This window comes from Barnesiella intestinihominis YIT 11860 (genome assembly GCF_000296465.1).
In the GTDB taxonomy this organism is placed as follows: Bacteria; Bacteroidota; Bacteroidia; order Bacteroidales; family Barnesiellaceae; genus Barnesiella; species Barnesiella intestinihominis.
This window is the reverse complement of sequence record NZ_JH815205.1, coordinates 241,134-260,658: the sequence shown is the minus strand read 5'-3', so window position 1 is coordinate 260,658 and position 19,525 is coordinate 241,134. Positions and strand designations below refer to the sequence as shown.

Here is a 19,525-nt window from a genome sequence, read left to right as displayed (position 1 = left end):
ATCGCAAGAGAAGGCTTGAATTGAAGCCCCGGTAAACGGCGGCCGTAACTATAACGGTCCTAAGGTAGCGAAATTCCTTGTCGGGTAAGTTCCGACCTGCACGAATGGTGTAATGATCTGGACACTGTCTCAACCGTGACTTCGGTGAAATTGTAGTATCGGTGAAGATGCCGATTACCCGCAACGGGACGAAAAGACCCCGTGAACCTTTACTGCAACTTAGCATTGCGTTTGGGCATTTGATGTGTAGGATAGTCCGGAGGCTACGAGTCGGCGACGCCAGTCGTCGAGGAGCCGCTGTTGAAATACGGACCTTCGAATGTTTGAGCGCTAACTCGCTGTAGCGAGGACACTGTTTGGTGGGTAGTTTGACTGGGGTGGTCGCCTCCAAAAGCGTAACGGAGGCTTCTAAAGGTACCCTCAGACCGATTGGTAACCGGTCGGAGAGTGTAATGGCACAAGGGTGCTTGACTGAGAGACCCACAAGTCGATCAGGTAGGAAACTAGAGCATAGTGATCCGGTGGTTCCGCATGGAAGGGCCATCGCTCAAAGGATAAAAGGTACTCCGGGGATAACAGGCTGATCCCTCCCAAGAGCTCATATCGACGGAGTGGTTTGGCACCTCGATGTCGGCTCGTCACATCCTGGGGCTGGAGAAGGTCCCAAGGGTTGGGCTGTTCGCCCATTAAAGTGGCACGCGAGCTGGGTTCAGAACGTCGTGAGACAGTTCGGTCTCTATCTGTTGTGGGCGCAGGAAATTTGCGGAGATCCGACACTAGTACGAGAGGACCGTGTTGGACAGACCCCTGGTGCATCGGTTGTTCCGCCAGGAGCACAGCCGAGTAGCTAAGTCTGGAAGGGATAAGCGCTGAAAGCATCTAAGTGCGAAGCCCACTCCAAGATAAGATTTCCATATAGGGACGTCAAAGACGATGACGTAGATAGGCCGCAGGTGTACAGGCAGCAATGTCACAGCCGAGCGGTACTAATAGCCCGAAACTTTCGGAAGTGCGAGACGTCGAGGGTAGATAAGGGAGGCAGAGATTGCGAAAGACTCTTTTTTTTCGTCAAGGATCGAGACATTCAGGCGGTTACAGCGCGGGGGATCCACCTCTACCCATTCCGAACAGAGAAGTTAAGCCCCGCCACGCCGATGGTACTGCGCAAGTGGGAGAGTAGGTAGCCGCCAACTTATAGGAGAGAGAGCCGGAGAGGGAGAACCCCTTCGGCTTTCTCTCTTTTTGTATATAGGACTCACAACGAGGCAAGGCAGGAGAGACACATGAACGCCCCTAAAGTCACATCGTTTCCATGATTATCCCTCTCCCCTGTACCGGAATGCCGAACAGGAGAGAAGTGCTAAGCCCCTCGGTAACGAGTGCAGAGAGGAATAGTACGATTTGTTGGACTTATAGGCAATTTCGACGCCTTTCGATTTGATATATTACTGTTAGAACTCGTGTATTTTGAAATGTTTGTTACCGATTTGGGAAGCTAAGCGAGGAACCCCGCTATTGTACATTTTACCGGTCTTAAAGAGAACAAGACTTTCAGCACCGCTCAATAGGAACATATCGAGGAAGGTTTTCATATAGGCCGAAGTATCGGTCGTTTTGTATCTGATGTGAATCACTTTTCCGGGTATAATATAGGTGCGGGGTAGTGTACTCGCTTTTGCAAGGAAACGTTCACTGTCGGAGGTTACTAATATTTTGTAAAATTCGGGTAAAGTATCTATGAATTTTTTTAATTCGATATAGCATTGTTCTATTAGTAGCTTCTGTTCTCTGGGAGGAAGCATTTCGTCCATACCCTCTGAGTCTTTGAAATCACCGAGTAATTCGAGGAATCGGAAGGAAGCGGCCACATATTTTTCCCCGATGTTTTTGTGATGTAAATCAATGAGTGATTGTAGTTTTTCGGAGGGTGTGAAAAGTTCTCTGAATAAGTTTGGAAACGCTTGGGTATGTATGATGCTGTTGGTGTAGATGTGATATTGTAGATATTGAGAGTTTAGAACGGTATCGTCGAATATTTTTTTATCGATGATACTTTGTCGGGAAGCATGAATATTAGGCAATGTGTCGATGACTACGATTTTAGAGTCAGATAGAGAGTATTTGATTTTTTCTTGTTCTATAATCCAGTTAATTTTATTGGGGAGCATGTATTCGGTCAATTCGAACGGATAGGTCCAGTTGATTTTGAAGTCGATGTGTTTTTCCTTGCATAAGGAGTAAATAGACAATATTCCCCGTAGCTTGTCTGCCAATCCCGGATTGTAAATGGTATTGTCTACCATTATGATTACGCATTTGTTCCCTGTATGAATGCATGGTGAGTCGCTTGTTCCCGTTGAATAACGTTGTTGCAATAAATCGATAAACCATCTTGCAGACTCCTCTTTCATCTTTTTTACGGTTTTGGAAGATGGAGATTTATAGACCGAGTTGCAATAGTTTAGAATACGATTATATATGGAGGTAAACATGAACTTGCAATTCTTATGAAATGATTGTTGAGTATACTTAATCATTGAAAATGGGTGTTTGTATCATATTGATTTTTCTTAGACAAATATATAATATTATAATTTAAAAGGGAACGACTTTCTATATAGTTTATAAAATCTATTAAATATTTTTATACGGGTTGTCTTGTTCTGAAAATGTGTTTACATTTACAAATAAATTGTGAAATATAGTGCTATGAGACGGATAAATGCCATGGGAAAGCAAATCTTATTTTTATTGTTCATTTGTAGTATTTCTATTGTTCAAGCCGAGGAAAACCGTGTTATCGTAGGGGCTGAAAGAACGGCTGAATATTATCCTCTTTTGGAAGGAAAACGAGTAGCCGTTTTTTCCAATCATACGGGTATGATTGGTAATAGACATTTAGTAGATGTTCTGGTCGGAGAGGGTTTGAATGTGGTAACTATCTTCTCTCCCGAGCATGGGTTTCGAGGAAATGCCGATGCCGGAGAGCATGTGTCGGGGTCGATCGATCCTAAGACAGGAATAAAAATAAGTTCGCTGTATGATGGAAAATCAGGACGTCCGTCGGACGAATCTATGCGTATGTTCGATGTTCTGGTAGTCGATATTCAAGATGTGGGACTACGGTTTTATACCTACTATATTTCAATGGTTAAGTTGATGGATGCATGTGCCGAACATGGTCGTATGGTGATTGTTTTGGATCGTCCGAATCCTAACGGTCATTATATCGACGGGCCTATTCTTGATATGAAATATAAATCAGGAGTAGGTTGGTTGCCTATACCGGTAGTGCACGGTATGACTTTGGGAGAATTGGCTCGTATGGTAAACGGGGAGCGTTGGCTCTCCGATGGTCGCATTTGTGATTTGACTGTAATACCGTGTAAAAATTATACACATCGAACTATGTATGAACTTCCCATTCCTCCTTCTCCTAATTTGCCGAATATGAAATCGATATATCTTTATCCGTCGACTTGTTATTTCGAGGCGACTCCGGTAAGTTTGGGCCGGGGAACCGATTGGCCGTTTCAAATTTATGGACATCCCAACATGGTAGGTTATACATTCTCTTTTACTCCTCGTAGTGTGCCGGGAGCGAAAAATCCTCCTTTGTTGAATAAGAAATGTTACGGTGTGGATTTGACTCGATTATCCAATGAAGAAATATGGGAAAAGGGTATTAATTTCGATTATGTGATAGATGCTTATCGCAACCTTAATTTAGGAGATCATTTCTTTCGCCCGTTTTTCGAGAAATTAATAGGTGTGGATTATGTACGTGAAATGATAAAGGCGGGGAAATCGTCCGAAGAAATAAAGGCTATGTGGCATGATGACGTAGAAAAATTCAGAGAGCAACGTCGTCCTTATTTATTATATGAAGAGTAATAACCATTAAATTTAATAAAAACAAATGACACCTGCTGTTGTCTTGATCGCCATTTTTGCTTATTTCATTGTGTTGTTCGGTATTTCCTATATAGTAGGACATAGAGCCGATAACCAGGGCTTTTTTGTGGGTAATCGTAAATCTCCCTGGTATGTTGTAGCTTTTGCCATGATTGGCTCTATGATTTCAGGCGTAACATTCATTTCGGTTCCGGGTATGGTTGCGGCCAGCGGCTTTTCCTATTTACAAATGGTTTTAGGTTTCGTGGTCGGACAGATACTGATTGCTTATGTGCTGGTTCCGCTATTTTATAAAATGAACTTAGTTTCCATTTATGAGTATTTGGAGAACCGGTTCGGCATGTCTTCCTATCGTACGGGAGCTTGGTTTTTCTTCATATCCAAGATGTTAGGTGCTGCGGTAAGATTGTTTTTGGTCTGTGTGGTTTTGCAGTTACTCGTTTTCGGGCCGATGAAGTTACCATTTCTTTTAAATGTAATTTTTACAGTAGGATTAGTTTGGCTTTATACCTTTCGAGGTGGAGTAAAGTCATTGATTTGGACCGATACGTTGAAAACCGTGTGTCTCATTGTTTCTGTCATATTGTGTATTTATTATATCGCTACCGATTTGCATTTGGACTTTGGCGGTTTATGGCAGACGATAAACCAATCGGATATGTCGCGCATGTTTTATTTTGACGATGTGAACGATAAGCGATATTTCTTTAAACAATTCTTGGCAGGGGTCTTTACGATGATTGCCATGAATGGTCTCGACCAAGACATGATGCAACGAAATTTGAGTTGCAAGAACTTCAAGGATTCTCAAAAAAATATGATAACTAGCGGTATTTCGCAGTTTTTCGTAATATCCCTGTTTTTGATGCTGGGCGTTCTTTTGTATGTATATGCCGAGATAAACGGCATTCAAGCTCCACAAAAGAGTGACGAATTGTTTCCTATGATTGCGACACAAGGATATTTTCCTGTAATTGTCGGAATTTTGTTTGTTGTCGGACTTATATCTTCGGCATATTCGGCAGCAGGCTCGGCTTTGACCGCATTGACAACTTCGTTTACAGTCGATATTCTGGGTGTGAAAGGTAAAAGCGAAGACCAAGTTGTCAGGCTTCGTAAGCGAGTGCATGTGGGTATGGCCGTGGTCATGGGTATTGTGATTTTTGTTTTTAACTTGCTCAATAATACGAGTGTCATCGATGCCGTTTATATTTTAGCCAGTTATACCTATGGTCCTATATTGGGGTTATTTGCTTTTGGTATATTTGTAAAGAAGCAGGTAAAAGATAAGTACATACCATTGGTTGCCATACTTTCACCTATTCTTTGCTTTATATTAGATCGGAATTCTCAGACTTGGTTCGGAGGGTATTCGTTCAGTTATGAATTACTGATATTGAATGCTCTGTTCACATTCATAGGTTTATTGTTCCTGATAAGGAAACAGACCCCCGGATCCACAAAATCATAAGGTGTATGAAGTACAGTATTTCCGGTATCATAATAGGGCTTGTTTCTCTTCTTTCATCTGTGTCTGCGGGCGAATGGATTCGTATCAATCAATTAGGTTATTTGCCCGAATCTCCTAAGGTAGCGGTATTTATGAGCGAAGGAAAAGCTGCTGTGGAAGAATATGTACTTGTCGAGGTGTTTACCGGGGAGATTGTGAAGTGGTTTGATAATCCGAAAAAGGCGAATACATGGGGACGTATGCAGTCTGTTTATCGTCTCGATTTCAGCGATTTTAAAACAGAGGGAACTTATGTGTTAAGAGTAGGGGAAACTATGTCTCCTCGGTTTGTCATAGGCAATCGGGTATACGACGGAACCGCCGATTTCATTTTGCGGTATATGCGACAGCAACGTTGCGGTTTTAATCCGTTCGAACAGGACAGTTGCCATATCCACGATGGGTATATCGTTTATCACCCGACGAGAAATGGCGAACGAATCGACGTTCGGGGAGGTTGGCATGATGCGAGCGACCAGTTACAATATGTCACCACATCGGCTAATGCTACCTATCAAATGATGTTTGCCTATCTGAAAAATCCGGAGGTCTATGGAGATGCGTATGATGCATACGGTTTACCCGGAGCAAACGGTATTCCCGATATTGTCGATGAGATTAAATGGGGGTTGGATTGGCTTAATCGTATGAATCCCTCGAAAGGCGAAATGTACAATCAAATTGCCGACGACCGAGATCACAAAGGCTTTAAATTACCCTCGCAAGACCATATAGATTATGGTTGGGGGAAAGGTACGGGACGTCCTGTTTATTATTGTTCGGGAAAGCCTCAGGCGCGAGGCGAGTTCTCCAATGCAACGACTGGTGTTGCTAGTACGGCTGGGAAATATGCATCTTGCTTCGCATTGGGAGCCGAGATATTGAAAGATTTTTATCCCGATATGGCCGATACTTTGCTTGTTAAAGCTCGTGAGGCCTATTGGCATGGAGCGAATAATCCCGGAGTTTGCCAAACAGCTTCGGTCGTTTCTCCATACATTTATGAGGAGTGTAACTGGACTGACGACATGGAATTGGCAGCCGTTCAATTATATGTATCTACGGGAGAAACCTCTTTTTTACAAGAGGCTGTCAAATATGGAAGATTCGAACCGGTTACACCGTGGATGGGAGCCGATAGTGCTCGTCACTATCAATGGTATCCTTTTATCAATTTAGGGCATTATCATTTGGCGAGTGTGAGCGATTCGCGCATAAGTAAGGAGTTTGGACGCAATCTGCGTAGTGGTATCGAACGAGTTTATGAACGGGCGCAGGGAAATCCTTTTTTGAATGGAATCCCGGCAATATGGTGTTCCAATAATTTGACAGTCGCTATGGCTACACAATGCCGCCTTTATCGTGAATTGACAGGTGACAACCGATATCGGGAGATGGAGTCCTCGTTGATCGATTGGTTATTCGGGTGCAATCCGTGGGGTACGAGTATGATTACCGAGTTACCTTTATGGGGCGATTATCCCGTCGATCCGCACACGCCGTTAATCGCTTTGGGGGTTGGTACGACGGTCGGTGGATTAGTCGATGGCCCCGTATATTCGTCCATCTTCGATAGTTTGAGAGGCGTTCGTTTGACGAGAAGAGATCCTTATGCCCGTTTTCAATCAGAGATAGTATATCATGACGATATACAAGATTACTCTACGAATGAACCTACGATGGACGGAACGGCCAGCCTCAGTTATTTGCTGTCATCTCTGCAAAAGGAGGGTATGAAATCTCGCGGATTGGATAGAAACGAGTATGCTTATGGAGGAATCGTCCGTACCGATGCCGAGAAGAAACAAATTTCGCTTGTTTTTACGGCTGCTGATAAGAGCGATGGCGCTCGGCATATTTTAGAAGTTTTGGGAAAATGTGATGTGAAAGGTTCATTTTTCTTCACCGGCGAATTTTATGAGCGTTTCCCCGAAACTATACAGACTTTGTACAATGCCGGACACTATGTAGGGGCTCACGGCGATGCGCATCTGTTATATTGTGCTTGGGAAAATCGGGACTCTACTTTGGTAAGTCAAGCGCAGTTCGAGCAAGATATGTTAGATGTATATGCTCGCATGCGCAAATCTGGTATAGATGTATCGCGATCCAATCTGTTCATTCCTCCTTATGAATATTATAATGAGAAGATTTCAGCTTGGGCGAGAGGATTGGGGTTAAGGCTTGTGAATTTTACTCCCGGCACATGGACCAATGCCGACTATACGACTCCCGATATGAAGAATTATCGTAGTAGCGAGTCTATATACGATAGGGTAATGGAGGTCGAAAAACGCAATGGATTGAATGGTCATATTATGTTGTTTCATTTAGGAACCGATGACAAACGTACCGATAAGTTTTATGAGCGCTATCTCGAACGGCTTATTCGTGCATTGCAGAGGAAAGGATATACATTCGTCGCACTTCCCGAAGCCGTGGGAAAATAAAGGACGATTCGGAATTTTTATAAAAGAATTTGGTTCGTAGCGAATTTAGACCCATCTTTGCACCCGAAAAATAAGGAAAATCCTCATCGGAGGGTATTATAATGATAGTTGTAATGCCGGATAAGATGAATGGTGAAAATCATTCTCTTGTCCGGCTTTTTCTTAAAAGAGGTTTTATGAAAGAATTGGATTTGACAAAAGGTAGTGTACTCAAAACGCTACTTCAATTTGCCGTTCCTTTTTTGATTGCGAATCTGCTTCAAGCTCTTTATGGCGGAGCCGATCTGTTTGTAGTAGGGTGGTTCGACGATGCCGCCAGTGTCGCTGCCGTTGCCATTGGTAGTCAGGTTATGCAGACGATTACAGGGATTATTTTAGGATTGACCACTGGTACTACTGTCGTTATAGCTATGGCAACGGGTGCGAAAAATTATCGCGATGTCGCGACTTCTATCGGTACGTCCATTTGCCTATTTGCTTCGGTCGGTTTGTTTTTGACGTTGATTATGGTTGTTTTTCATAATTATATTGCTGTTCTCATGCACACGCCGGTCGAGGCCATGCGTGATGCAAAACATTATTTACTGATTTGTTCGATAGGCATTCCGTTTATCATGGGATATAACGTTGTATGCGGGATTCTTCGAGGATTGGGCGATTCGAAAACTCCGCTTTATTTTGTCGCTTTGGCTTGTGTTATCAATATCGTGTTTGATGTCGTTCTTGTCGGTTTTTGTCATTTGAGAGCGGCGGGAGCAGCGATTGCCACGGCATCTTCGCAAGGCATTAGTTTTTTAACGGCACTCTGGTTCCTCCATAAACGAGGATTTCATTTCCCTTTTTCCCGTCGGGATATTCGATTAAGCCCGATTCTTTCTCGCCGGATTTTTGTGTTGGGAGCGCCTATCGCTTTACAGGATGCTTTGGTGAATGTATCATTTTTATTGATAACCGTTATTGTCAATCAAATGGGTGTTATTGCTTCGGCAGCATTGGGAGTCGTCGAGAAAATTATCGTATTTGCCATGTTGCCCCCGATGGCCATATCGTCGGCAGTAGCTACGATAACGGCTCAGAATTATGGGGCGGGATTGTTGTTGCGAATGAAACGCTGCCTTTATTCGGGAATTGGTATGGCATTGATATTCGGGGTATCGGTCTGCGTTTATTCTCAGTTTTTGCCCGATACGCTAACCGGAATCTTTACAAAGGATCCGGCTGTAATTGCGATGGCTTCCGAATACTTGCGTGGATATAGTATCGACTGTATTATCGTCAGTTTCGTGTTTTGTATCAATTCTTATTTCAGTGGGCAAGGAAATTCGTTATTCCCTATGATTCATAGTATAATAGCGACTTTCGTTTTTCGTGTCCCGTTATCTTATCTGTTCGGACAGATAGACTCGGCGTCATTGCATCTGATGGGATTTGCTCCTCCTATTTCGACATTTGTTTCGTTGCTGATTTGTATTTGGTATATCAGACGAACGAACCGTAAATTGGAGTATAAATTCCGATCGTTGTAAACGATAAAATCTATTTTATACGAAGCATTTTGTATTTTTGTGAAAAATGAGTGGAAAGAGAAGTCTGTATGGAAATAGAACTTAGAAATGAATGTTTCTCGGACTATCCCGAAACAGAAAATGTAGTTCGGGAGGCTTTTTGGAATCGTTATTCTCCCGGGTGTTACGAACATTATTTGATTCATATCATGCGGTATAGTCGGGCGTTTGTACCGCAGTTGGATTTTGTTGCCGTATTCGATGATAAGATCGTTGGGAATATAGTCTTTTTGAAATCGGTCATTCAAGCCGATACCGGAAAAGAATACGAGGTTTTATCTTTGGGGCCTATTTCGGTGTTGCCAGAATATCAGAACATGGGTATCGGGAAAAGATTGATCGACCATACTCGAAATTTAGCCAAATGTATGGGCTTTCGTGCAATCTTATTATGCGGGGAGCCCGACTACTATTTGCGAAGGGGATTTGTGCCTGCCGAGACCTTAGGAATACGGACAGCAGACGACATGTATGCCGATGCGTTGCATGTGTGCGAGTTATATGAAAACGCATTATCCGATGCAAGAGGACGTTATATTGAAAATCCTGTATATAATATAGATGAATCTCAGGCTATTGAGTTCGATAAAAAATTTGAACCGAAAGAACTTGTTGTCGGGACTCCTTCTCAGAAACGCTTTGACCGAATAGTAGCCATGCGAAGAAAGGCTTGATTGGGAATTATCGTAGTTTTGAAATAAATGATGACGGTGTTTGTTTTGTAATTTTTGCGGAATCGATAAAAAATCTTAAATTTGTATTTTTAATAGAAATACCTTTGAAACAGTTGCTCCATAAAATAGCGAGATATTTTCTGCCTGTACTATTCATTTCGTACATAGGCTGCATTTCGCTGTTCACACACTCGCATGTAGTCAATGGAGTGACGATTGTCCATTCTCACCCGTATAAACCGGGAACGGAACACGGACATACAACGGCTGAGTTTCAGTTGATACACATGTTGTCCAGTATCGAGACGGAGAATCCGTCGATGTGGGCTTTTGTATCGGTGATTTTGTTTTCTTATTGCAGTCGGTTGTTTTTCCCGTCCAGATATTTCTGTCTCATTTCCGAGAAATGGGGCGCTCATGGTTTGCGAGCTCCGCCCGTTTCGGTTCTGTAATATGATATATTTAGGAGAAAAGAGTTGTTGTCCTTATCTTATTTCAAGGTAGGGACAACAGATTGTATTTTATTATTTAGAATCGAAAAATGAAGAATTATATATTATTATGGGTATGCCTGTGGTGTGCCGGGCAGTTATGTGCCGAAACTGCCGTATCGAAATCTTTGGACATCAATATTGTCGGTCATGTATTGGATAAGAACACACGAGAACATTTACCGTATATTTCAGTTGTTTTGAAAGGTACGACTATCGGTGTAATGACCGATGCATCGGGTCACTATTTTTTGAAAAATTTGCCGGAGGGAGATTTCTTTCTCGAAACCTCTTCCGTAGGATATAAGACAGAGCGTCGTAAGGTTTCGCTGAGGAGGGGGACGACTTTGGAAATCGATTTTGAAATCGAAGAGGATGCCGTTGTTTTAGACGGGGTTGTCGTTTCTGCCAATCGTAGTGAAACCACACGCCAATTAGCGCCGACTTTGGTCAATGTTTTGAATATAAAGACGTTTGAAAATACCAACTCCAACTCTTTGGCACAAGGCCTTAATTTTCAGCCGGGTGTCAGGGTCGAGAACGATTGTCAAAACTGCGGTTTTCAACAAGTCCGTATAAATGGGCTCGACGGTCCGTATACACAGATATTGATGGATTCTCGTCCCATATTCAGCGCATTGTCGGGTGTATATGGGTTGGAACAGATTCCGGCCAATATGATAGAGCGAGTGGAAGTGATGCGGGGAGGAGGTTCTGCATTATTCGGAGCTTCGGCAATAGCGGGGACAATCAATATTATTACGAAGGAACCGTTGCGTAATAGCGGTTCGATAGCGCACAGTATCACTTCTATTGGTGGAAGCGGCGACTTCGACATAGCACTTCGCTGAATGCTTCGCTCGTAACCGACAATAATAAAGCCGGTATTTACATTTTCGGGCAGAATCGTCAGCGAAGCGGTTACGACCACGATAACGACGGGTTCACAGAGTTGCCCGAATTAAAGGCTCAGACATTGGGCTTTCGCTCTTATTTGAGAACCAGCAATTATTCCAAACTAACGTTTGAATATCATCATATCAGTGAATATCGACGAGGTGGCGATCGCCTGAACCGTCCGCCGCACGAAGCCGATATAGCGGAGCAGTTGAATCATTCTATCGACGGAGGAGGTTTGAATTATAGCCTGTTTACTCCCGATGAAAAACATCGGGTTAATGTATATGCTTCGGCTCAGCATATCGGCAGGGACAGTTATTACGGAACGGAACAAAATCTTAACGCATACGGCGAAACGGAGGACTTGACTGTCGTGGCAGGTACTCAATACATATACAGTTTCGATAAATGTTTGTTTATGCCTGCCGATTTAACAGCCGGTATCGAATATAATTATGATAATTTGCGAGATGAGATGAAAGGGTATAATCGCAAGACTCGTCAAGAGGTACATACCGAGAGTGCTTTTCTGCAAAACGAATGGAAGAACGATCGTTGGAGTATCCTTGTTGGAGGACGGTTGGATAAACATAATCTGATAGATCATGTCATTTTCAGTCCGAGAGCCAACTTGCGTTTCAATCCTGTTAGAGATGTGAATTTGCGTTTAAGTTATTCTTCCGGGTTTCGGGCTCCCCAAACGTATGATGAAGATTTGCATGTTGCTGCGGTAGGAGGAGAAGCTACGATGATAAGACAAGCTGAGAATTTGAGGGAAGAAAAATCCCACAGTGTAAGTCTTTCGGCCGATATGTATCGTCGTTTCGGGGCTTTTCAATGTAACCTGTTGTTGGAAGGTTTTTATACTCGATTGAATCATGTTTTTGTTCTTGAAGAGATAGGGAAAGACGAAGAACACAATGCGGTGATAAAAGAACGACGTAACGGACAGGGTGCGGAGGTTGCAGGGGTGACGGTCGAAGGCAAGGTAGCCTATCTTTCTTTGGTGCAGTTACAAGCAGGTGTAACTTGGCAGAAAAGTCATTATACAAGGCCTGAAAAATGGAGCAAAGATAGTTCTGTTCCGGCAGAAAAGCGAATATTCCGTACCCCCGATTGGTATGGTTATTTTACGGCCACATATTCTCCGGTAAAACCTCTGAACATAGCTCTTTCGGGAACTTATACCGGTTCTATGATCGTTCAGCACATGAAAGGTTACATACCGAAAGATATGGCTGTAACTACTCCCGACTTCTTTGATATGAACCTGAAAATATCTTATGATTTTTCGTTGTATAAATTCATTACTCTGCAACTGAATGCTGGCGTTCAGAATATTTTTAACGCTTATCAAAGAGATTTCGATCAGGGAAAGGAAAGAGATTCGGGTTATATTTATGGCCCCTCTATGCCTCGTAGCTATTTTGCCGGAGCAAAGTTGATGTTCTGAAACAATTTCTAATGTTTATAAACACTTAAAAGCCACAGTTTTGCTGTGGCTTTTATTTTTTATACAAGAGACATGTTTTGTAGGTGTTTGATTATTAGTTATATGTGTTAATATAAAATTATAATTTAACAGATTTTGTTTAATCTATGTAATTTCTGAGTGGTAAATTATCTTTGCATTCAGAATAATTAACATAAGAGGGACCGCAAAAAATCTTTTGAATTTTAATATTAAATGAAATCACGGAGTGAATAAGTGTAATCACATAAAAAGGGGAATATTGCTAATCTTTTGGGGGATATTGCTTGTGAGCTTGGTTCAAGCTCAAGAATCCAAGTCCCCTATATCTTCATTTTCTAAGAGTTACCCGGATTATGTCGTTTTTTTACCCGAGGGGAAAATAGATTCGGTTTTTTATCATGCGCATTCTTCTATTATACCGGTTATATTTAAAGTGAATAAATACGATTTGTTCCCTAATAAACAATTGGATAGTATCGTCGAAGTGTTGAGCCGAGTACAAAAAGACGCTTCGGTACGTATAGCCTATCTTTGGATCGGAGGAAGCGCTTCTCCCGAGGGGCCTTCTAAATGGAACCATAAGTTGGGGGAGTATCGTTCGCAAGCGTTGGCGAAATATTTATCGAAAGAGACAGGATTTCCGAAGGATTTGATGAGGGTGGAAAATCTGTGGGAAGATTGGTACTCTTTTGAAGTTGCATTGAAGAATGGGGCAAAGATTCCCAATAAAGAAAAAGTTCTCGATATTTTGGGGAAAGAGAAAGACAATGAACGGAGAAAGTCGCAGATTATCGCTCTCGACAAGGGCTATACATGGCATAGAATTATTCGCGATATATTCCCTCCGTTCCGCAATGCACGTATGGCTATCGTATGTCATGAACGGTCTGAACGTATTCCGGTAAATGTCGAGAGGTTATCTTTCGACTATTCGTTGCCTGTAAGGGAACCGGTATCTTCGTTTCCGATGAATACGACAGAAAATCGAAGAAGAGTGATTGCCGTTAAGACCAATTTGTTGTTTGTCGCTGTGCTGACCGCCAATCTCGGTTTTGAGGCCGAGCTGTGGCCTCACTGGTCGATAGACCTTCCGGTATGGTATTCGCCTTACGATATTACATCGACTCGTAAGTTGCGTTTGCTGGCGGTTCAACCCGAAGTACGGTGGTGGCCGGGAGCGGTTATGAATGGTCATTTTATAGGGTTGCATACTCATGTGGCGGGGTTCAATGTCGCCATAAACGATAAGGCGCGTTATCAAGATCCTAACCATGCGCTTTGGGGTATGGGGCTGAGCTATGGATATGCCTTTTCATGGGGAAAGGACAATCGGTGGGGAATAGAGTTTAACATAGGAGTCGGTTTTGCCGAGTACGATTATGATGCCTATCGTAATCGCAGAAATGGCGCTTTATTTAAATCCGGTTCCGATGTCTATTGGGGAGTTACGCGTGCAGGAGTAAATCTGTCGTATAAATGGTCTTTCGCTCGTAGGAATAAGAAAAACAGATAGGAATAGAGATGAAAGAGTACGGTTTTCATATCATAGCGTTTGTTTGCATTGTGTCGTTATTCGTAACGGCATGTGATAAAACGATCCATCAATATCCCGAGTCGGAGAAAACATGGGTAATGGTGGAACTGAATGCCGATCGTACACCTCCTGTGTATTATAAAGAATTGACGTATGATGCTGAGGGTGAATCTTCGATAAATGATTTAGAACCTGTCCTTTCGGGAAATTACACAGCCGATGAGCGATTGTGTTTGCGCTTTGTTGTCGAGCTGTATGAAATGCCGGGGGAGATGGACGATGTGAATAAAGGCAATCTGGTGGAACGCCGTGAAATATCGGTAGAAAGATTGACAGACGCTCCGCAAGATACATTGTATTTCTGTTTGGCAGATGGAAATTATAAGGTGTTGGCATGGGCCGATTATGTGCCGAAGGAAGAGCCTGCCGACTGGCATTTCAGTACCGATAAACTCGATGCCGTTAGGGCGAATGTATCTCATAAACCGTTGGATAATCATCATAAAAATTCGGCTGCCGGGAATTGTGATTTTATAGTCGATTCGAGCCGAGATGATAAAGCAGGTCCGGTTAGTTTGTCGGGAAATGAGGCTTCTGGGGCTGCTGCCGATGGTCATATGGTTTCGGTATATATGGAGCGAGCCTCTGGCCGTTTTCGGTTATGGGCTACCGATTTACAAGAGTTTAGAAAGAAAAGGAGTGCTGTGGACGATTTGCATATTAAAATCATATACAAGCAATATGTCAGTGTCGGATATAATGTGGGAACAGAAATGCCCAATGCTTTTGTCGAGACTCGTACAATGGAAACCGCTCCCACGACACTGACCAACGATGGAACGCTTCTTTTGGCTTATGATTATGTGCTTGCTTCGGATCGTCGGGAAGACCACGTGCTGGTAGATGTCTTTGTATACGATGGAAATGGGAAAGAAATAAATCATTACCAGAATATCGACGTGCCCCTTTATCGCAATAGAGAGACCGTTATTAAGGGGCCGTTTTTGACAAAGACCATAGGAAGCGGCGATATCGGTATTGACGATGATTTCGATAATGAACATGTTGTGGTGATACCCGATTGAGAATATATTTTTAACCATTTTATATTATTTCATCATGAAAAAGAGTTATTATTTTTTAGCGGGAATGGCTTTGTTGGGACTGATGACAGGCTGTTCCAATGAATTGGACGAACCCGGGGCGAACCCGAACGGCGACGCAGTGCGTATCATGTTCGAAGCACCCGAAGCCTTGCAGGTGACACGTGCGGTGACCGGTACGAATAGTGCACAAGGAGGATTGACAAACGTAGATTGGAGTAAGTACGATCTTCGTTATCAGGTGGCTGTTTATTCCGAAGATGGTGCGACATTGCTCGTTGCACCCCAGACTCAGGTAGTCGATACCTATGGACCTGTTTCCTTCGAATTTCGTCTTACGCCGAACAATACCTATAAATTTGTAGCGTGGGCCGATTTTGTAAAACAAGGAGAAACGTCCGATTTGCATTATAACACGTCCGATTTTACCGACATTTCGATAAAAGATGGGCTTGATGCTCAATTGAACGACGAGAGTAGAGATGCCTATTTCTTTATGAAAAATATCTCGGTGACACAAACGTTCGGTGAAACCATGACTTTGAAACGCCCGTTTGCAAAACTTCGTGTGATTACCACCGATTGGGCATCCGAAGGCATGGAGATGCCCGATAATTTCAAGGTCGCTTATCACGATTGTGTACGATTCTCTGCTTTAAATGCCGTTACCGGCGAGGCTGTCGGTAGTGCCGATGCCGAAAGTTCGGAGGTTTATACCGCAGCGATTATGCAAGATGAAACAGGTGATAAATTTTATGAAGGGGGATATGATGCTACTGCGAATAACCGTACGTTGGTAATCGACTATCTCATTACCGGCGACGAGCAACGTGCCATACATTTCAGTTTGGAGATGTTGAAAGGAACAGCCCCGGTCGTTACAAAAGATTTTACAACCAATATACCCGTACAAAGGAATTATCTCACTACGATTTTGGGAAATCTGTTGACTGTGGGCGGAACGATAGATGTAAATATCCAAGAAGGTTTCAAGAACGAATGGATCGAGGGCGAAGAATGGTGGAATCCGGAGGAAATCACACCTTCTCAACCGGCTTACGATGAACAGACCAATACCTATTCGGTCTATACGAGAGAAGAGTTTGCTTGGCTGCCTACTCATATCGATGATATGCTTACGGCTACCCCCGGTTTTACCTTGCGTATCTGCAACGATATAGATATGAGCGGTGTCGAGTGGAGCCCGATTTATCCCGGTTCCAGCGGTAGGACATATACGGTCGACGGACAAGGTCACACGTTGCGCAATTTTTCCATGAGCGGGAAGTTCGGGGCGGTCTATGAGTATAAGCTGGGTTCATTTGTTTTGGATAGATATAATGCATATACCGGCGTATGGGGTAAATTCGACGGAATCATGAAGAACCTTACTTTCGAAAATATAACGATCAATGGTCTTGCCCATGCGGAGTTCCCGGTAAAAGATGTAGACGGAGAACCCGTCGATCACAGCAAAGAGTTCTCTTATTTTGCAGGGTGTATCGGTTATACCGGAGGTAATCAGTGGAGTATGAACAGCAAGTTCGAGAATGTACACGTCAGACACATACAGATTAAGTCGTCTGCCACTCCTTCTCAAAATCTCGGTGGTCTGGTCGGTTGGATTGGTTCCGGCGGAGGAAGTGTCGGGAATAGAGTCGCCGCTTTAAAAAACTGTTCTGCGACAGATGTACATCTCACGGGATATCAGGCCGGTGGTCTTGTCGGACAAGTGTTGGGCGATCGAGGCGTATCGTTTGATGATTGTCAGACGGAAAATGTCTATATACGTTATTCGAGTATTTCGTCATCATCAGGTTTTATAGGGAATATTGGCGACGGTGGAATTAACATCAGTTGGTCGGCAGCCATAGAAATCAATAATTGCAACCCGGCTCAAAACGTTTATTACATCAATGACAGAACCGGGGAGCCCAATACCACTTATAAACCTCAGAGTCCTTTCTACGGGCACAAAAACAGTGTCGATGTGGTGACGATTACTCCGGAGGAAACGACAGAACCGTAACGATCGTCGGGAACAATTTTATAACAGAATATTATTTGGGTAGAATCCAATATAGAAAATGGGGTTGTGTCAAAACATCGACACAACCCCATTAAAAAATGACAGTTTCTGACCACGCATACAGAAGTACTCTGAGTAAAAGGGTTAGAAGCTATTTGAATTAATATCTTTAATTTTCTCCTCTCCTGTGCAGTCATTCCCCGTAATGCTGGGACACGGCAGGGGAAATTCTGAAATAGGAATACTGCTTGCCTCTCTCAGAATCGCCTTTTATTGGGCTTTCCTCTCTGTATTGTCGTCATACTTCCTCTTCCTTTACTCGCACAATGCGAATAGGTTCGGTTTTATTATTTGGTCATTAGTCTTAAAACGATATAACCCCCGAATATTTGCAGAAGCATGCCGGGAATGCCTATTCGAAAATCTTGTATGGCGGTGAAAAAATTACCTGCAATAGCCCATTCTACAAGGCTCCCTGCTACTTGATAGGAGAGTACGACTCCCGTCAAGATGAGTAGAGAGACTTTCCCGAATCGATATGCGGCATATCCGGCGGCTGCGGCCAACAATATCGATTTGGAGAGAATCGCGGGTAGGACTTCGGGTAGAGGCATCCCGAACAGCATGGAGTTTATGAAGGGCGAGAGTACTGCCGTGAGCAATCCCACGCGCCACCCGTATTTATAGGCTCCGATAAGCGTGAAGAAATAGATGGGCAATAGCATGGGGCCACCCAGATGAATCGTATGACACAATTGGGGAAGAAGAATATTCCCCGCTATGAACAAGGCGGAAAAACCGTAGGTTCTCGCATTGTTATACTCTAAGGAATAGAGTTTTGCCGTGGTCGTTTGCATAGTCGTTTATTATTTATTGTTATTAATCCAGTTTTACCAGTTCGTATTTTTGACTGCCCAAACCTATTTGTTCCCCGTATTCCAACGTATGCATACCGTGACGGGAATCGATACGTTCGATGAGGTGGATTTTTCCGTGGTCTTCCGATGCTCTCACCAAATCGGTACAAGCCTTGTCGAGAGCGACCGGGTCGAGTGATGCGAGGATACCTATGTCGCCCATTTTCGGATCTTCGGGGGAGGCATCGCAGTCGCAATCCACAGATAGGTTATTGGCTACACTTATATAAATGATTTTCTCACCGCAATGTTCAGCCACCGATTTGGCGGCTTCGGCCATCGATTCCAAGAAATCGTCTTGTGCAGGCAGGTTTTCCCACGGGTTCCCTTTGGTTTTCCCGGCAGAATGTATCCATGCTTTTCCGGTAGATGAAGCGATGCCGATGGACATGTTTTTTATTGCTCCGCCGAATCCTCCCATAGCATGGCCTTTGAAATGAGAGAGGATTATGGTAAAGTCGTAGTTCGGGTAATGGGCTCCCACATAATTCTCTTTAAGGTGCTTACCGCCGTGTACGGGTAGGGCTGTTTCTCCTTCCGAATCCATGATGTCGACAGGGGCGATAGCCGTGAAACCGTGGTCGGCAGCAGCTTTCAGATGACTTTCTGTGTCGGCTCTTCCACCCCCGTAGGCCGTGTTACATTCGACGATCGTTCCGTTTACCTTCTGTACGAGGTCTTTGATAAGAGCTGGTTGCAAGAAGTTATGACCACCCGGTTCTCCGGTAGATAGTTTTACTGCGACTTTTCCGGTCGCTTTACGGTTCAACGCTTCGTATATTTTCACTAAGTTCTCGGGGGAAATCTCTTTGAACATATATACTTTTGGCGTTTCATTGTCCTTTTTGGAAAGTTGAGTTTCCGAATTTTGAGCGCGGGTGTTACAGCTTATCCCTATAAGGGCGGATAAGAAAGCGCATAGGGCGATATTGATGTACTTTTTCATATATGTGTGTGAATGAA

12 protein-coding genes, 1 rRNA gene, 1 pseudogene and 1 other annotated feature (1 of these 15 running past the window's edge) are annotated in these 19,525 nt (G+C 43.4%); of the genes and pseudogenes, 11 read left to right on the top strand and 3 right to left on the bottom strand.

The genetic code is table 11. The features are described 5' to 3' along the window. Nucleotides 1-1,009: a sequence feature (mutual gap in cmsearch alignment for this rRNA model is longer than 100), on the top strand (it extends 3,645 nt beyond the left edge of the window). A 75-nt stretch (nucleotides 1,010-1,084) separates the two neighbouring features. Then, nucleotides 1,085-1,193: ribosomal RNA gene (rrf, locus tag HMPREF9448_RS10035) — 5S ribosomal RNA — on the top strand. 258 nt (nucleotides 1,194-1,451) lie between these two features. Here the strand turns inward: rrf and HMPREF9448_RS10030 are convergent. Further along, entirely contained in the window at nucleotides 1,452-2,537 is a 1,086-nt protein-coding gene (locus tag HMPREF9448_RS10030) for a hypothetical protein (RefSeq protein ID WP_008862455.1), read from the bottom strand. Nucleotides 2,538-2,727: 190 nt separating this feature from the next. Between HMPREF9448_RS10030 and HMPREF9448_RS10025 the strand changes: the two genes are divergently transcribed. From HMPREF9448_RS10025 to HMPREF9448_RS09980, 10 genes and pseudogenes are all read left to right on the top strand, one after another. Further along, nucleotides 2,728-3,894 carry an exo-beta-N-acetylmuramidase NamZ family protein gene (locus HMPREF9448_RS10025; RefSeq protein ID WP_021892351.1) on the top strand — a complete coding sequence of 389 codons (1,167 nt, stop codon included), beginning with the start codon at nucleotides 2,728-2,730 and terminating at the stop codon, nucleotides 3,892-3,894. 25 nt (nucleotides 3,895-3,919) lie between these two features. Continuing rightward, nucleotides 3,920-5,386: a sodium:solute symporter gene (locus HMPREF9448_RS10020; RefSeq protein ID WP_008862453.1), complete on the top strand. Its 1,467-nt coding sequence runs from the start codon at nucleotides 3,920-3,922 to the stop codon at nucleotides 5,384-5,386. A 5-nt stretch (nucleotides 5,387-5,391) separates the two neighbouring features. Then, entirely contained in the window at nucleotides 5,392-7,875 is a 2,484-nt protein-coding gene (locus HMPREF9448_RS10015) for a glycoside hydrolase family 9 protein (RefSeq protein ID WP_008862452.1), read from the top strand. 176 nt (nucleotides 7,876-8,051) lie between these two features. Beyond that, nucleotides 8,052-9,401: an MATE family efflux transporter gene (locus HMPREF9448_RS10010; protein ID WP_040296223.1), complete on the top strand. Its 1,350-nt coding sequence runs from the start codon at nucleotides 8,052-8,054 to the stop codon at nucleotides 9,399-9,401. Between the two features lie 68 nt (nucleotides 9,402-9,469). Further along, nucleotides 9,470-10,114 (top strand): GNAT family N-acetyltransferase, encoded by a 645-nt coding sequence (locus HMPREF9448_RS10005; RefSeq protein WP_008862450.1) that lies wholly within the window; start codon nucleotides 9,470-9,472, stop codon nucleotides 10,112-10,114. Nucleotides 10,115-10,218: 104 nt separating this feature from the next. After that, nucleotides 10,219-10,566: a hypothetical protein gene (locus HMPREF9448_RS14860; RefSeq protein ID WP_040296222.1), complete on the top strand. Its 348-nt coding sequence runs from the start codon at nucleotides 10,219-10,221 to the stop codon at nucleotides 10,564-10,566. An 89-nt stretch (nucleotides 10,567-10,655) separates the two neighbouring features. Then, nucleotides 10,656-12,958, top strand: a pseudogene (locus tag HMPREF9448_RS09995) (TonB-dependent receptor). A gap of 454 nt (nucleotides 12,959-13,412) precedes the next feature. Then, nucleotides 13,413-14,492: a DUF3575 domain-containing protein gene (locus HMPREF9448_RS09990; RefSeq protein WP_157260368.1), complete on the top strand. Its 1,080-nt coding sequence runs from the start codon at nucleotides 13,413-13,415 to the stop codon at nucleotides 14,490-14,492. Between the two features lie 8 nt (nucleotides 14,493-14,500). Further along, complete coding sequence (locus tag HMPREF9448_RS09985) at nucleotides 14,501-15,598, top strand: DUF6562 domain-containing protein (RefSeq protein ID WP_008862446.1); 1,098 nt, start codon at nucleotides 14,501-14,503, stop codon at nucleotides 15,596-15,598. A 34-nt stretch (nucleotides 15,599-15,632) separates the two neighbouring features. After that, a complete protein-coding gene (locus tag HMPREF9448_RS09980; protein ID WP_008862445.1) occupies nucleotides 15,633-17,645 on the top strand; it encodes a DUF6562 domain-containing protein in 2,013 nt (670 codons plus the stop codon). Nucleotides 17,646-17,992: 347 nt separating this feature from the next. Here HMPREF9448_RS09980 and HMPREF9448_RS09975 read toward each other — a convergent pair whose 3' ends face one another. Continuing rightward, nucleotides 17,993-18,502: a hypothetical protein gene (locus tag HMPREF9448_RS09975; protein ID WP_008862444.1), complete on the bottom strand. Its 510-nt coding sequence runs from the start codon at nucleotides 18,500-18,502 to the stop codon at nucleotides 17,993-17,995. Nucleotides 18,503-18,524: 22 nt separating this feature from the next. Next, nucleotides 18,525-19,508 carry a DUF362 domain-containing protein gene (locus HMPREF9448_RS09970; protein WP_008862443.1) on the bottom strand — a complete coding sequence of 328 codons (984 nt, stop codon included), beginning with the start codon at nucleotides 19,506-19,508 and terminating at the stop codon, nucleotides 18,525-18,527. Nucleotides 19,509-19,525 lie beyond the last annotated feature (17 nt).

Coding starts and splice junctions, on each gene's coding strand:
- HMPREF9448_RS10030 (WP_008862455.1), bottom strand. CDS start 2,537: ATGATTAAGTATACTCAACAATCATTTCATAAGAATTGCAAGTTCATG.
- HMPREF9448_RS10025 (WP_021892351.1), top strand. CDS start 2,728: ATGGGAAAGCAAATCTTATTTTTATTGTTCATTTGTAGTATTTCTATT.
- HMPREF9448_RS10020 (WP_008862453.1), top strand. CDS start 3,920: ATGACACCTGCTGTTGTCTTGATCGCCATTTTTGCTTATTTCATTGTG.
- HMPREF9448_RS10015 (WP_008862452.1), top strand. CDS start 5,392: ATGAAGTACAGTATTTCCGGTATCATAATAGGGCTTGTTTCTCTTCTT.
- HMPREF9448_RS10010 (WP_040296223.1), top strand. CDS start 8,052: ATGAAAGAATTGGATTTGACAAAAGGTAGTGTACTCAAAACGCTACTT.
- HMPREF9448_RS10005 (WP_008862450.1), top strand. CDS start 9,470: ATGGAAATAGAACTTAGAAATGAATGTTTCTCGGACTATCCCGAAACA.
- HMPREF9448_RS09985 (WP_008862446.1), top strand. CDS start 14,501: ATGAAAGAGTACGGTTTTCATATCATAGCGTTTGTTTGCATTGTGTCG.
- HMPREF9448_RS09980 (WP_008862445.1), top strand. CDS start 15,633: ATGAAAAAGAGTTATTATTTTTTAGCGGGAATGGCTTTGTTGGGACTG.
- HMPREF9448_RS09975 (WP_008862444.1), bottom strand. CDS start 18,502: ATGCAAACGACCACGGCAAAACTCTATTCCTTAGAGTATAACAATGCG.
- HMPREF9448_RS09970 (WP_008862443.1), bottom strand. CDS start 19,508: ATGAAAAAGTACATCAATATCGCCCTATGCGCTTTCTTATCCGCCCTT.